Origin of the sequence: Micromonospora sp. WMMA1976 (assembly GCF_027497335.1) — a bacterium.
Classification (GTDB): domain Bacteria; phylum Actinomycetota; class Actinomycetes; order Mycobacteriales; family Micromonosporaceae; genus Micromonospora; species Micromonospora aurantiaca.
Map to the genome: position 1 here is coordinate 6,574,992 of NZ_CP114912.1, position 13,838 is coordinate 6,588,829.

The following is a 13,838-nucleotide window of genomic DNA, read 5'->3' on the forward strand; positions in this document are numbered from 1 at the left end:
GGCGCCGGGTCAGGACGCCGCGGCGAGCGGGTAGCGGGCGCTCTCCAGCGTCCAGTCGACGGTGCCGCGCACGGCGGCGGCCAGCCCGTCGAGGTGGATCGCGACGGCCTCGTCGAGCGTCGGGCCGAACGACGGCGCCGCCGCCAGGAGCGCCGCGAACCGGTCCATCTCGGCCCGCCAGTGCCCGGCCACCAGGTCGACCGCCGCCGGCAGCGGCACGCCCCGCTCGGCGGCCGTCGCCAGCACCAGGTTGTGCCCGCCGCCGGTGGCCCGGTCGCGCTCCAGCGAGGCGATGTCGTTGAACCAGGAGAGCAGGTCGTTGGCGAGGTCGGCGAGCCGCCGCAGCGCCGGATGGTGGTAGACCGCGTCGGGCAGCGGACGCCCGGATGCGAACTCGATCAGCGGGTACGACACGTACGCCGCCGACGTGGCCCGGCGCAGCCGCACGTACTCGGCGACGCCCGGTGGACGGCCGGACGTGGTGGCGGTGGCCTCCCGGTGGACCCCGTCGAGGTGGTCGGCGACCGCGTCGGCGAAGCGCAGCCGCCACCGGGCCGGCATCCGGCGGCGGGGTTCCCGCCACGCCTGCACCAGCAGCCGCCGCAGTGGGCCGGAGAAGCCCGGGTGGCGGGCGCGCGGACCCTCGCGCAGCAGGGCGAGTGCGCCGTCGCGCAGCGCGCGGATCTGCGGCGGGGTCAGGCCGTCCCGCCCGTCGCAGGCGTCGTCGACGAGGAAGAACCAGGTGAACAACGCGGTCAGCACCCGCAGGTCGGGCTCGGTGGCGTCCGGGTAGAGGCGGCCCGCGTACCGGGCGAAGCCGGCCCGCACCAGCCGTCGCCGGGTCACCGGGTCAGCCGGCAGGCCGAGCCGGTCGACCTGCTCCACCAGCCAGCCCTGCACGTCGTCGGCGTACGGGGAGAGGCGGGGCGGGATGGGGCAGTCGGAGCGCAGAGCCCGCAGCACCGCAGCCGTCATCACCGGCCCTTCCCACGGAAGTGGACTTGCCGATCGAAGAATTCCACGTCGCGGGAACTTCCGTGAACCCTCTGGACATCCCGGACGGGCCGACCGAACGGGGGTCGCCGCCCGCCGTCGGCGGCGACCAGGCACGCTTGAGGGCATGCGCGAATCATGGGTGGTGGGTGTCTCCGGCGCGTCCGGGACGCCGTACGCGGCGGCTGTCGTCCGGGGACTGCTCGACGCCGGTCAGGCGGTGGACCTGATCGTCTCCCGGGCGGCCCGGCTGACGGTGCTGGACGAGACCGGCCGGCCCTTCCGGGACGCGCACTGGACCGAAGACCTGGCCGCCTGGCTCGACCGCGACCTCACCGGCGCGGACCTGCGGCACTGGCCCGCCGGCGACCTGGCCGCCGGCCCGAGCAGCGGCTCCTACCCGGTACGCGGCATGGCGGTGGTGCCGGCCAGCACCGCCGCGTGCGCGGGTATCGCGATCGGGTTGTCGAAGGATCTGCTCCAGCGCGCCGCCGAGGTCAACCTCAAGGAGCGCCGCCCGGTCGTCGTGGTGCCCCGGGAGACGCCGGTGACCCGCAGTCACCTGGAACATCTCATCGCGCTGCACGACGCGGGCGCGGTGGTGCTGCCGGCCAGTCCGGGCTTCTACGGCGCCGGGGCGTCGGCGTCCGCCGGGCAGCTCGTGGACTTCGTGGCCGGGAAGGTGCTCGACGCGCTCGGTGTCGAGCACACGCTGTTCCGGCGGTGGTCCGGCGAGCTGGCCGCCGGTCGCCGGGAGGCGGATCCGCACTGACGGAACCGGTGGGCGACGTTCGGGGCGCGGCCCTCGGCCGGACCGCGCCCCGCACGTTCAGTACATGCCGGCGTTCGCCGGTCCGGGGCCGGTGGAAGCGGTCGGGCCCATGTTGCGGGCCTTGCCCATGTCCTCCGCCTCGTCCAGCATGCCCTCCCCCTCGAGCAGGGCCCGCACCTCGGATTCCCGAAACCGGCGGTGCCCTCCTGGAGTCCGGATACTGCCGATCCGGCCGGCCGCTGCCCATCTGGTCACGGTCTTCGGGTCCACCCGAAACAGCGCAGCGACCTCACCCGGTGTCAGCAGGCGATCTCCAGTGTCCACAGCCCCCTCCTCGCGTCGACGAAGCCCCCGGCTGAACACACTGCCCCCGGCCGGTGCGAGCCCAGAGCCGTCATGAGGGACGTATGGCAATTACAGCACCGGCTACCGGACGTGTCCGCCAAACGCGAAAAACGCACACACTGGGAAGGATAGGAAATGGTACCGGTGGAGAACCCCCTCATCGTACGTTTGTGAAGGGTTGATCCACCGGTACCGAGAGTGTTCCGTGGTCGCCGAACGGATAGGGTCACTCTCCGTGGACACGATCGACCTGAGCCTCGTGGAGTTGTTGCGGGGCAACGCCCGTCTGTCGTACGCCGAGCTGGCCCGTCAGGTCGGCCTCTCCGCCCCGGCCGTGCACGAGCGGGTCGGCAAGCTGGAGTCCAGCGGCGTGATCCGGGCGTACCGGGCCGAGGTCGAGCCGGAGTCGATCGGGCTCGGCGTGACAGCGCTCATCGGCATCATCGAGGACTCCGACGCGGACACCGACGACGTGCTGGAGTCGTTCCGCCGCATCCCCGAGATCGAGTCCTGCTACTTCATGGCCGGCGTCGAGTCCTTCCTGCTCAAGGCGCGCGTCGGCACGATCGCCGAGCTGGAGCAGCTGATCGTCCGGCTGAACCGGACGGCCGGGGTGGCGTCCACCCGTACCAGCATCGCCCTGTCGACCAAGTGGGAGAACCGCCCGCAGCCGCTGGAACCCCCCACCGCCTGACGCCTCTGGCCCCGGGGCGGGGGTTGCGGTTACCGTGCGCCGATGACGAGCTCGGAGCGCGGCGCCGCAGTGGTGACAGGAGCGGCCGGCGGGCTGGGGCGGGCGATCGCCGCCGCGCTGCACGCCGACGGGTGGAACGTGCTGCTCACCGACGTCGACGCCGGGGCCGCGTCGGCCGCCGCCGCGCCGCTGGGTGGCTGGTCCCGCCCGCTCGACGTACGCGACGAATCCGCCTGCACGGACGTGGCCGCCGAGGCGGCGGCCGCGCCCGGCGGCCTCGGGCTCTGGGTGAACAACGCGGGCATCCTGGTCACCGGGCCGTCGTGGGCGCACGACGCCCCGGCCCGGAGCGCGGTGGTCGAGGTCAACGCGCTCGGCGCGATGAACGGCACGCTCGCCGCCGTCGCGGTGATGCGCGAGCAGGGTCGCGGCCACGTGCTGAACGTCGTCTCGCTGGCCGGGCTGATCGCCGCGCCGGGCGAGACGGTGTACGCGGCCAGCAAGCACGCCCTGCTCGCGTTCAGCCTCGGCACCCTGAGCGACCTGCGGATGGCCGGCGTCCGGGGCGTACACGTGTCGTGCCTGTGCCCGGACGGGATCTGGACGCCGATGCTGCACGACAAGCTGGACGACCCGGGAGCGCTGGCGTCCTTCACCGGCTCGCTGCTCACGCCGGAGCGGGTGGCCGCGCGGGCCGTCCGGCTGGCCCGGCGGCCCCGGCCGGTGGTCAGCCTGCCGCGCTGGCGCGGCGCCCAGGTACGGCTGTTGGACGCCTTCCCCCGGCTCGCCCTGGCCCTCACGCCGGTGATCCGGGCCACCGGACGAGCCGGTCAGCGGCGGCAGGCCCGCCGGGTCCGGGAGAACCCGAGCTGACCTCGCTTGTAACGTTGCCGGCGTGACTCACTTCGACAGGTGCGACGAGGCCAGCCGGCGCTGGGTGACCGAGGCGATCGCCACTGTCGAGGCGGACGCCAACCGCTCCGCCGACACCCACCTGCTGCCGTTCCCGCTGCCCCGCGAGTGGGGGATCGACCTCTACCTCAAGGACGAGTCGGTGCACCCCACCGGCTCGCTGAAGCACCGGCTCGCCCGGTCGCTGTTCCTCTACGGCCTCTGCAACGGCTGGATCGGCCCGGACACCACGATCGTCGAGGCGTCGTCCGGCTCGACGGCGGTCTCCGAGGCGTACTTCGCCCGGATGCTCGGGCTGCCGTTCATCGCCGTCATGCCCGCCTCCACGTCGCCGGAGAAGATCGCCCAGATCGAGTTCCAGGGCGGACGCTGCCACCTGGTGGACGACCCGTCGAAGGTCGTGGTGGAGGCGCGCTGGCTCGCCGAGGACAGCGGTGGCCGGTTCATGGACCAGTTCACCTACGCCGAGCGGGCCACCGACTGGCGGGGCAACAACAACATCGCCGAGTCGATCTACGCCCAGCTCGCGCTGGAACGGCACCCGGTGCCCGCCTGGATCGTGGTCGGCGCCGGCACCGGCGGCACCAGCGCCACCATCGGCCGGTACGCCCGGTATCGGCGGCTGCCCACCAAGCTCTGCGTGGTGGACCCGGAGAACTCCGCCTTCTACCCCGCCTGGCAGGCCGGCGACTGGTCGGTGCGCACCGACCGCGGCTCCCGGATCGAGGGCATCGGGCGGCCCACCGTCGAGGCGTCGTTCCTGCCCAGCGTGGTGGACCGGATGGTGCAGGTGCCGGACGCCGCGTCGCTCGCCGCCATGCGGGCCGGTTCGGCGGTGCTCGGCCGCCGCGTGGGCGGCTCCACCGGCACCAACCTGTGGGGCGCGTTCGGGCTGATCGCGCAGATGCGCGCGGCCGGGCGTACCGGCTCGGTGGTCACGCTGATCTGCGATCCGGGCGACAGGTACGGCGACACCTACTACTCCGACGAGTGGGTGGCCGCCCAGGGCCTCGACCTCGCCCCGCACCTCGCCATCATCGACCGGTTCCTGACCGACGGCACCTGGCCGGCGGCCTGAGCCGGACCGCGGACGGTCAGCGCGGGTCGACCCGCTCGGCAAGCCCCGGATAGCGCACCACGAAACCGTCCGGGTCGACCTCCAGGTCGGCGGCGAACGTGTCACTGGAATACCGGACCCGGCCCGGGCCCAGCGAGGTGTAGACCTGCTCGGCGGGCACCACGGCCAGGCCGGGCAGCAGCACCCAGGCCACAGTCACGGCGGTGGCCAGGTCGGCGGGCAGCCGGCCCAGCCCGATCCGGCGGATCGGCAGCGTGTTCGTCAGCGGGGAACCGCCCAGGTCCACGTCGAGCGCCTCGACCAGCCGGCCCGGGTCGTCGGTACCAGGCAGGCCCGCCGGTGGGTGGCCCGCCGCGCTCAGCGCCGCGTCCAGGTCACCCTCCTCGCCGGTACGCACGCGCCACCCGTCCCGGCCCCGCTCCAGGCGTACGCTCCGCGACCAGCCGGCGCCCTCGGACTCGACCTCCAGCCGGTTCGTCGACCAGTCCGGCCCGACGGTCAGGCGATACCGGCACGTGTACGGGATCGGATCCACGGCGAGCGCCACACCCTGCGCGGTCAGCCCCTGACCGTCGTCGAGCACGACGTGCTCGGAGCCGGCGGTGTCGGTCCGGGCCCAGAAGAGCGACTTCGGCATGGTCCGGACGTTACGCGACCCGGCCGTCCGCGGCAGCGGATGCGCGAACGCCGCCGCGAGCCGGGGCGTTACCGACTACCCCTGCTCGTCGCCCTCGGTGGGGCGGGGCGGCCGGTTGTGGCGGGCCCACTCGTCGACCTCATCGGCGTCCCAGACGTTCATGCCGATCAGTCGGGCGAGCGGCTCGGGAAACCCGGGGCGACGGGTGATCTGGAGGACCCGCTGACGCGACACGCCGAACAGGGCGGCCAGCTCGCCGGGCCCGTACAGCCGCGGTGTGTTCATACGTTGCCGGGCTACTCGTCGTCGTCCGCCGGCCGGGGCGGCCGGTGCTCTCGGATGTACCGCTCGACGTCCCGCTTCAACCAGACCGCGCCGACCGACAGCTCTTGATACGGCGCGGGGAATGCGGGATGCCGCCGGATCTCGCGGAATCTCGATCTGCCCACGCCGAGCATCTTCAAGATCTCACCGGCCGCGACAAGTTCGCCCGGTCCCGTCTCCTTGGTCACGACTTCAAAGGTAGGAGCGGGCGCAAGTGAGCGATCTGATGGATCAGGCCCTCCGCCCGGTGGCGAGTTCACGACGCCACCGCGCAGCTAGAACGGGAGCCGACATCGCCCCAGACGCACCGCCGCCGCCGAGCGGATGCTCGGCGGCGGCAGTGGGTGCGCTCAGATCAGTGGGTACGTGCCGGCGGGCGCCCGCCGAAGCCGCGCCTGTCGTCCCGGCCCCGCCCTTCGGCCCGGAAACCGCCGGCCCGGCGCTCGGCCGGACGCGCGTCGCCCCGGTCACCGAAACGCCGCTCGGCGTGCGGGCGGTCGTCCTGGCGCCGGTCACCGAAGCCGCGCGAGCCGCCCGGCCGGTCGTCGTACCGCCGCTCGTCCCGGTCGTACCCGCGTCCGGCCGCCGGCTGCTGCCGGTCGCCGTACGGCCGGTCGGCCCGCTCGCCGAAGCGCCGGTCGTCGCCGCGCTGGCCGCCGAAGCGCTGGCCGCGGTCGTCGGACCGCTGCTCGCCGAAGCTCCGGCCGTCGGACCGCCGGTCGCCGAAGCGCTCGCCCCGGTCTCCGAAGCCCCGGTCGTCGCGACGCTCCGGCCGCCCGAAGCGGCGCTCGCCGCCGCCGGACCGCTCGCCCGAGTAGCGCTCACCGGCCGGCCGGTCGCCGAACCGGCGGTCACCGCCACGATCAGCGAACCGGTCACCGGACCGCTCGCCCGCGGGCCGGTCGCCGAAGCGGCGCTCGCCCCGGCCGTCACGGTCGCCGAACCGGCGCTCGCCACGGTCGGAGAAGCCGCCCCGCCCGCCCCGGTCGAAGCCCCGGCCGTCGCGGTCGCCGAAGCGGCGCGAGCCGCCGCCGCGTCGCGGCTCCGGCTCGTCCCGCACCGGCACGCCGCTGGGCTCGCGCGCGCCGGTCAGCTCGGCCAGCGCCTCGTCGCCCGCCCGGACCCGGGTCTCGGCCGGCTCGACGCCCGCCTTCTCCATCATGGCCAGCGTGGTGCGGCGCTGCTTGGGCAGCACCAGCGTCGCCACCGCGCCCGACTCGCCGGCCCGAGCGGTACGGCCGGCCCGGTGCAGGTAGTCCTTGGGGTCCTTCGGCGGGTCCACGTGCAGCACCAGCGAGACGCCGTCGACGTGGATGCCCCGGGCCGCCACGTCGGTCGCGACCAGCACGGGCGTCCGGCCCTCGCGGAACTCGGCGAGCGTCTTGGTGCGCATGCGCTGGGTCTTGCCGCCGTGCAGCCCACCGGCCCGTACGCCGACGGCCGCGAGCTGCTCGACGAGCCGGTCCACGCCGAGCTGCGTACGGGCGAACAGCATGGTGCGGCCCTCGCGGGCGGCGATGGACGCGGCGACCGCGAACTTGTCGTGCGGCGGGATCAGCAGCAGGTGGTGATCCATCGTGGACACGGCGGCGGTGGCCGGCGCGGTCGAGTGGGTGACCGGGTCGGTCATGAACCGCTTGACGAGCGTGTCGACGTCGTTGTCCAGAGTGGCCGAGAACAGCAGCCGCTGCGCGTCCGCCGGAGTCTTCGCCAGCAGCCGGGTGACCTCGGGCAGGAAGCCCATGTCGGCCATCTGGTCGGCCTCGTCCAGCACGGTGATCTCGACGTCGTCGAGCCGGCACACGCCGCGCTCGATCAGGTCGCCGAGCCGTCCCGGGGTGGCCACGACGATCTCCACGCCGCGGCGCAGCGCGTCGATCTGCCTGTCGTACGGCACGCCGCCGACGGCGGTCTTCAGGAACACGCCCACCGCCTTGCCGAGCGGCACGAGGGCGTCGTTGACCTGCATGGCAAGTTCACGGGTGGGGACCAGGACCAGGGCGCGCGGGTGCAGCGGCCGGGCCCGGTTGCGGTCGGCGACCCGGGCGATCACCGGCAGGCCGAAGGCGAGCGTCTTGCCGGAGCCGGTCTGGCCCCGGCCGAGGACGTCGCGGCCCGCCAGCGAGTCGGGCAGCGTGGCCCGCTGGATCTCGAACGGGGTGGTGATGCCCTGCCGGGCGAGCGTCTCGACGACCTGCCGGGGCAGGCCGAGCGAGGCGAAATCGACGGTGTCGGGCGTCGGGTCGACGGACGGGGACGTGCTGGGTTCAGCGAACGTGGTCAAGAAATACCTCTCGAGCGGGGCGCATCTTCGCGATGGCCCGCCGCGGCCTGTCACGCCGCCGAATCGCCCGCAAGATCGCCCATGGGCGCGCGCAGTCGGGCGCGCCAGGTCAGTGATCGCAGACAAGTGTACGGCGCATCGCCCGCTCCGCCACGGCGACGCGAGAACGTAGTGGGCGGGCTCACCCCCGTCACTCGATGAGCATGGTCCCGGTCAGCCCGCTCAACGCGTCGTTGGCCAGGAAGACCACGAGCAGACTGATCGCGATCAACATGGTCAGCGCGACGGCCAGCACGATGAACACCTTCGTGTTGCCGCCCCGGGCCGCCGGGCCCTCCTCGGACCAGCCCTGGGCCAGGATGTGCCCGGTCAGCGATCCGGAGTTCTCCAGCGGGTTGCCCTGCGGGAACGACACGGTGGCGAACCCGGGCCCGTCGGTTCCGCCGTACGCGGTGGTGGCGAGATCCGGCTCGGCGGGCTGTGGGCGTACCGGGCGGGTGGTGTCGGCGTCGCGGGCGGGCGTGGCCGGCGGCGGCCAGGTCGGCAGCGCCGGGGCCGGCACCACGGGCGGCGGCGGGTCCGACACGGGTGCGGCGGCCCACGACGGCGGCGCGGCGGCCGGCGGCGCGACGAGCGGCGCCGGCGGGGTCGGGACGGCGGCCCGCGCGGGCGGGAACGCCGGCGTGGCGGGAGGCGCCGGGAACAGCGGCGCGGGCAGCGGGTCCGCCGCGCCGGTCATCGCCGGTGGCGGCGGGAACGGCGGCGCGGGCATCGGACCCGGTGGCGGCGGGGGCGGGGGTACGGGCGGACCCGGCGGCGGTACCGGCGGCCCGGGGACCGGCGGCACCGGGCCGGGCGTCGGCGTCGGCGGGGTGGGCGCGGGCGGCACGGGCAGGGGCGGCGTGGGCCGTAGCGGCGGCTCCGGCTCGGGTACCGGCGGCGCCGGTGACGGCGGCGTCGGACCGGGCACCGGGGTCGGCGCCGGCTCGGGCTCCGGTCCGTTCGGCGCCGGGGGTTGCGCGGGCTCCGGCGGCTGGACCGGCTCCGGCGGTTCCGGGTTCACCGGCCCGGCCCGGTAGACGGTGGCGGCGGCGGGCGGCGCGGCCACCACGGAGGCGGCGACCTCCTCGGCCGAGACGCGGCTCAGGCCGGGCACCGATGCGCTGGCCCGGGCGGGCGCGGATCCGGCCTGCTCGGCGGCCGTGGACGCGCCGGTGAGCGGGGCCGGGCGGTCGGCGGCGGAGGCCGGTGCCGCGTTCGGCGGCGGGTCGACCGAACCGGCTGCCGGGGACGGGGAGTCGTCGGTCCCGTCCGCCTGCTCGGCCGGTGCGCTGTCGCGCTCCGGTGCGGCGTCGGCCGGCGCTGCCGCGTCCGCGGTTGCGGCGGCCGGAGCGGGCACGCGTGCAGACCCGGAGACGCGGGGTGCCGGGATGGCGGCCGGAGCACTGCCGGGCGTACCCGGGGAGGCGTCGCCGTCGGCCTCCGCGGCGGCGGGCGTGGGCGCCGTGCCGGCGGCGGGCTGGGGTGTCGCCTGGCGTTCGCCCACGGCGAAGGCGGACCAACTGGACGGCGGCACGGTGGCGCCGGGCAGACGCCGGTCCAGCGGTGGTGGGGTCTCCGCCTGGGTGCCTGCCCGGTACGTCGTCGGGCCGGCCTGCGGAATCGGCTGCGCGTCACCGGCGGGCGGCGGTACGGCCGCGCCGGCGACGGACACCCGCGCCCGCGCGACGGCCACCGGTGGACCCGAACCGCTGTCGTCGTCGCCGGCCGGGTCGGCGGGGCCGGGCGTCGGTCCCGGGTGGACCTTCTCCGCCGGAACGTCCTGCTCGCCCATCTCGCCCCTCCGCACCCACGCTCGCCTCCGGCCGTGGCGCCGACCGGAAGTGCCTGGATCTCACCGTGCCACATTCCGGCCCGGGAGCACAGCCGGAGTGGCGGTTGGGTCAGTCGGCGCTGCTGCTGGGGCTGGCGGAGCCGCTGCCGGACGTGCTGCTCGACGGGGCGACGCTGCTTCTCGACGGGGCGACACTGCTGCTGCTCGGCGCGGCGCTGGTGGTGTCCGGCTCCGCGCTCTCGCTCTGGCTCGGCGTCGGGTCGGGCGAGTCGGTCGGGCTCGGCGGCGGCGTGGTCGGCGCCGGGCTGGACGTCGTCGGCTTCGGCGTCGGCGTGGTGGGCTTCGGCGTGGTCGGCGTCGGCTTGGGTGTGGTCGACGGCTTCGGGGTGGTGGGCGTCGGCTTGGGCGTGGTCGACGGCTTCGGCGTGGCCGGCACGGTGGGCGGCGGGACGGGCGTGGCCGGGGCGGGAACCGCTCCGATCACCCGGGTGGCGGCGTAGAGGCGGGACCAGCGGACCACCGAGATCTTGACGACGTCGCCGGTCCGCGGCGCCTCCACCATCTTGCCGTTGCCGATGTACATGGCGACGTGGTGGACGCTGGTCCAGCTGCTGCTGGAGGCGAAGAACAGCAGGTCACCGGGGAGCAGGGCGGTCGGCGAGACGGTGCGGGACCGGGTGGCGAAGTACTGGTCCTTGGCGACGCGGGGCAGGCCCCGGTAGCCGGCCGCCTGGTAGGAGGCGAGCATCAGGCCGGAACAGTCGAACCGGTCCGGGCCCTCCGCAGCCCACAGGTAGGGGTCGCCGAGCTGGGCGAGGGCGTAGCGCACGGCGGCGAGCGCCTTCGGGTCCGCCACCAGGCCGTCGATGCTCTGGTCGACCACGTACGAGGTGCCGAGCCGTTGCTCGGCGGCGTCCGCAAGGCGCTCGATCTCCAGCAGCTTGGCCGCGTTCTCCTTGCGCAACGCGACGAGCGCGGTCTCCTGCTTGCGCAGGTCGGTCTCGGCGCGGGTGAACTCGGCGGCCTTCTCGCCGGCCCGGCGCTGGGCCGACTCGTGTGCCTTTCGGGCGGCCTCCTCGGCGCTTGTGGCACGCAGGAGTTCGCCGGTCACCGACGTGGTGGCGCCCTCGGCCTTGTCGCCGCGGGTGATGCGCTGGAGGTTGGCGAAGTCGCGCAGGCTGGCGCCGAACTCGCCGGGCGGCAGCGCCGCGTCGGCCTTCACGGCGTCGGCGGCGGCGCTCTTGGCGTTGTCCTGGGCGCGGCGGAGCGCTTCCTGGGCCTCCTTGAGCCGGGTGGCGGACTGGGCCAGCTCGGTCTGCGCGGCGTCCCGCTCGGTCTTGATCCCGAGCAGCGCCTCGCCGAGCTGGGTCACCCGGGCGTCGAGCTGGTTGATCTGCGCGATCAGCGGGCCGTCGGCCGGGTTGGTGACGCCGGGCAGACCCGGGACGGTGCCGGGGAGGCCGGGAACGGTGCCCGGCACGCCGGGAACGGTGCCGGGTACGCCGCGGACGGTGCCGGACGCGCCGGGCAGCTGCAGCGGGCCGGTGACCTGGGGCCGGGAACCGGTGTCGGGCACGACGTCGGGCAGCGGGTCGGCCCAGGCGGGTGTGGCGAGCGCCGCGGCCGCGACCGCCCCCAGGAGGGCGGACCAGAGCGCCGGGCGCAGGATCGGTGAGATCACCGGCTGCCGTCCTCGTCGCCGTCGGGCCTTGGTGCTGTGAGCCATACCGCTCCCCGTCCGGTCTGGGGTCCGTCACGCGTGGTTGGGGCGTGTCGGGACAGGACGGCCCTGGTGTGTGTTCCGCCCCACCCTGTCTTACCTCACGGTTGCGACGATGTCGATGTGCGGAGCGTGACCACGGGTGAACCGGCACGCCCAGGTCGGCGGCCGGTCGGACCCGCGACGTACGCTCGATCGGGAACCCAGGTGGAAGGACGTGGCTTTCGGATGGACGCCGGACTCAAGCGCGAACTCGAGGCGAAGGTGTACGCGGGGGAGCGGCTGACCCGCGAGGACGGCATCGCCCTCTACGACAGCGACGACCTGACCTGGCTGGGCCGGCTGGCTCACCACAGGCGTACCGAGCTCAACGGCGACCGGGTGATGTTCAACGTCAACCGGCACCTGAACCTGACGAACGTCTGCTCCGCGTCGTGCGCGTACTGCTCGTTCCAGCGCAAGCCGGGCGAGAAGGACGCCTACACGATGCGCATCGACGAGGCGGTCCGCAAGGCCAAGGAGATGGAGGACGAGCAGCTCACCGAGCTGCACATCGTCAACGGCCTGCACCCGACGCTGCCCTGGCGCTACTACCCGAAGGTGCTGCGCGAGCTGAAGGCCGCGCTGCCGAAGGTCAACCTCAAGGCGTTCACCGCGACCGAGGTGCAGTGGTTCGAGAAGATCAGCGGGCTCACCGCCGACGCGATCCTCGACGAGCTGATGGACGCCGGCCTGGAGTCGCTCACCGGCGGTGGCGCGGAGATCTTCGACTGGGAGGTCCGGCAGCACATCGTCGACCACAACTGCCACTGGGAGGACTGGTCGCGCATCCACCGGCTGGCCCACTCGAAGGGCATGAAGACGCCGTCGACGATGCTCTACGGCCACATCGAGGAGCCCCGGCACCGGGTCGACCACGTGCTGCGGCTGCGTGAGCTGCAGGACGAGACCGGCGGTTTCCAGGTCTTCATCCCGCTGCGCTACCAGCACGACTTCGTCGACTCGGCGGACGGCAAGATCCGTAACCGGATCCAGGCCCGGACCACGATGGCCTCGCCGGCCGAGTCGCTCAAGACGTTCGCGGTCTCCCGGCTGCTGTTCGACAACGTGCCGCACGTGAAGTGCTTCTGGGTCATGCACGGGCTGTCTGTCGCGCAGCTCTCGCTGAACTTCGGCGTCGACGACCTGGACGGCTCGGTCGTGGAATACAAGATCACCCACGACGCCGACTCGTACGGCACGCCGAACACCATGCACCGCGACGACCTGCTGCACATGATCTGGGACGCGGGCTTCCGTCCCGTCGAGCGGAACACCCGCTACGAGATCGTCCGCGAGTACGACGGGCCGCCGTCGCTGGCGGAGCGCCGGTCCGAGCCGCAGCAGGTCTGGGCCTGACCTGGCGATGAGCGACGAGGAACAGCAGCGCGGCTTCCCCCGGCGCGACGCCGAGGGCCGCATCCTCACCCTCGGTGACCTGCTCGGGGTGAGCCTGGCCGGCCTGGTCATCGGGGTGCTGGCGCTGCTGGTCTTCGAGTGGGCGTTCGCCACAGTGGGCGACAGCGGCTTCGGGGGTACGAACGGCTGGCTCGCGGTGATCCTGCCGCTCTGGTTGTTCTGGGACGAGTTCCGGGCCTGGGAGTTCGGCGCCGCCCGGGTGGTGGCCGCGCTGGCCGGTCTCGGGCTCGGCATCGTCGCCGGTCTGCTGGCCGCGGGCCTGGCCTCCGGGCTGCCCGCGCTGTTCACCGGCGCGCTGGCCGCGGCGGTGTTCACCGTGGTCTACGCCGTCATCTGGTTTCATGGCGTGCACTGGCTGGCCCGGCGTACGGGCTGAGGCACGGAGAGAGTGGGAATGCGGGAATGAGCGCGGCGGTCAAGTACACGCTGGGCCGGGTCGGGCTGTTCGTCGCCGTGCTGGCAGCCCTCTGGTTCGTCGAGATGAACATGTTCCTGCGGCTGATGGTGGCGCTGATCTCCTCCGCCGCGCTGTCGTTCTTCCTGCTGCGCAACTGGCGGGACGAGATGGCCGGCGAGATGGCGGAGGCGTCGGAGCGGCGTCGCGCGGAGAAGGACCGGCTGCGCTCGGCGCTCGCCGGTGACGACGAGCCGGGCACCGCGCCGGCCACCGAGCCGGACGCCGAACGCCGCGACGGCTGAGCGGACGAACGAGGGGCCCGGCGCCGGACACGGCACCGGGCCCCTCGTCGTCATCGGCCGGCCGAACCGTTCACCGGCCGGCCGGGCG

General features: G+C 74.2%; 15 protein-coding genes. 7 read left to right on the forward strand and 8 right to left on the reverse strand.

Annotated elements, in window-relative coordinates; translation table 11 throughout:
• Positions 1 to 9 precede the first annotated feature (9 nt).
• On the reverse strand, positions 10 to 975 hold the full coding sequence (locus O7546_RS30520) for a terpene synthase (RefSeq protein ID WP_281600328.1): 966 nt from the start codon (positions 973 to 975) through the stop codon (positions 10 to 12).
• Positions 976 to 1,120: 145 nt separating this feature from the next.
• Between O7546_RS30520 and O7546_RS30525 the strand changes: the two genes are divergently transcribed.
• Entirely contained in the window at positions 1,121 to 1,765 is a 645-nt protein-coding gene (locus tag O7546_RS30525) for a UbiX family flavin prenyltransferase (RefSeq protein WP_194802073.1), read from the forward strand.
• A gap of 57 nt (positions 1,766 to 1,822) precedes the next feature.
• Here the strand turns inward: O7546_RS30525 and O7546_RS30530 are convergent, their stop codons facing one another.
• On the reverse strand, positions 1,823 to 2,089 hold the full coding sequence (locus O7546_RS30530; protein WP_013473529.1) for a BldC family transcriptional regulator: 267 nt from the start codon (positions 2,087 to 2,089) through the stop codon (positions 1,823 to 1,825).
• 256 nt (positions 2,090 to 2,345) lie between these two features.
• Here O7546_RS30530 and O7546_RS30535 point away from each other — a divergent pair, with 256 nt between their 5' ends.
• Genes O7546_RS30535 through O7546_RS30545 form a run of 3 tightly spaced genes read left to right on the forward strand, consistent with a single transcriptional unit; the run spans position 2,346 to position 4,794 of the window.
• Entirely contained in the window at positions 2,346 to 2,804 is a 459-nt protein-coding gene (locus O7546_RS30535) for an Lrp/AsnC family transcriptional regulator (protein ID WP_018787850.1), read from the forward strand.
• Positions 2,805 to 2,846: 42 nt separating this feature from the next.
• Complete coding sequence (locus tag O7546_RS30540; RefSeq protein WP_269698005.1) at positions 2,847 to 3,677, forward strand: SDR family oxidoreductase; 831 nt, start codon at positions 2,847 to 2,849, stop codon at positions 3,675 to 3,677.
• Between the two features lie 22 nt (positions 3,678 to 3,699).
• Complete coding sequence (locus tag O7546_RS30545; RefSeq protein ID WP_194802071.1) at positions 3,700 to 4,794, forward strand: PLP-dependent cysteine synthase family protein; 1,095 nt, start codon at positions 3,700 to 3,702, stop codon at positions 4,792 to 4,794.
• 16 nt (positions 4,795 to 4,810) lie between these two features.
• Here O7546_RS30545 and O7546_RS30550 read toward each other — a convergent pair whose 3' ends face one another.
• The 6 genes from O7546_RS30550 to O7546_RS30575 form a co-directional block, all read right to left on the reverse strand.
• A complete protein-coding gene (locus tag O7546_RS30550) occupies positions 4,811 to 5,431 on the reverse strand; it encodes a putative glycolipid-binding domain-containing protein (RefSeq protein ID WP_269698008.1) in 621 nt (206 codons plus the stop codon).
• A gap of 75 nt (positions 5,432 to 5,506) precedes the next feature.
• Positions 5,507 to 5,716, reverse strand: coding sequence for a DNA-binding protein (locus O7546_RS30555; RefSeq protein WP_194802069.1), 210 nt, complete (start codon positions 5,714 to 5,716; stop codon positions 5,507 to 5,509).
• An 11-nt stretch (positions 5,717 to 5,727) separates the two neighbouring features.
• Positions 5,728 to 5,943 (reverse strand): hypothetical protein, encoded by a 216-nt coding sequence (locus O7546_RS30560; RefSeq protein ID WP_036311366.1) that lies wholly within the window; start codon positions 5,941 to 5,943, stop codon positions 5,728 to 5,730.
• 167 nt (positions 5,944 to 6,110) lie between these two features.
• Positions 6,111 to 8,039 carry a DEAD/DEAH box helicase gene (locus O7546_RS30565; RefSeq protein WP_194802068.1) on the reverse strand — a complete coding sequence of 643 codons (1,929 nt, stop codon included), beginning with the start codon at positions 8,037 to 8,039 and terminating at the stop codon, positions 6,111 to 6,113.
• Positions 8,040 to 8,229: 190 nt separating this feature from the next.
• Positions 8,230 to 9,873, reverse strand: a complete 1,644-nt coding sequence (locus tag O7546_RS30570) for a hypothetical protein (RefSeq protein ID WP_194802067.1) — start codon at positions 9,871 to 9,873, stop codon at positions 8,230 to 8,232.
• Between the two features lie 109 nt (positions 9,874 to 9,982).
• A complete protein-coding gene (locus O7546_RS30575; RefSeq protein ID WP_281600329.1) occupies positions 9,983 to 11,599 on the reverse strand; it encodes a C40 family peptidase in 1,617 nt (538 codons plus the stop codon).
• 222 nt (positions 11,600 to 11,821) lie between these two features.
• Here O7546_RS30575 and mqnE point away from each other — a divergent pair, with 222 nt between their 5' ends.
• The 3 genes from mqnE to O7546_RS30590 are packed head-to-tail and all read left to right on the forward strand — an operon-like array spanning position 11,822 to position 13,750.
• Entirely contained in the window at positions 11,822 to 12,991 is a 1,170-nt protein-coding gene (gene mqnE / locus O7546_RS30580) for an aminofutalosine synthase MqnE (protein WP_194802065.1), read from the forward strand.
• A gap of 7 nt (positions 12,992 to 12,998) precedes the next feature.
• Positions 12,999 to 13,427: a hypothetical protein gene (locus O7546_RS30585; protein ID WP_194802064.1), complete on the forward strand. Its 429-nt coding sequence runs from the start codon at positions 12,999 to 13,001 to the stop codon at positions 13,425 to 13,427.
• Between the two features lie 26 nt (positions 13,428 to 13,453).
• On the forward strand, positions 13,454 to 13,750 hold the full coding sequence (locus tag O7546_RS30590) for a DUF4229 domain-containing protein (protein ID WP_194802063.1): 297 nt from the start codon (positions 13,454 to 13,456) through the stop codon (positions 13,748 to 13,750).
• The last annotated feature ends 88 nt before the right edge of the window (positions 13,751 to 13,838 follow it).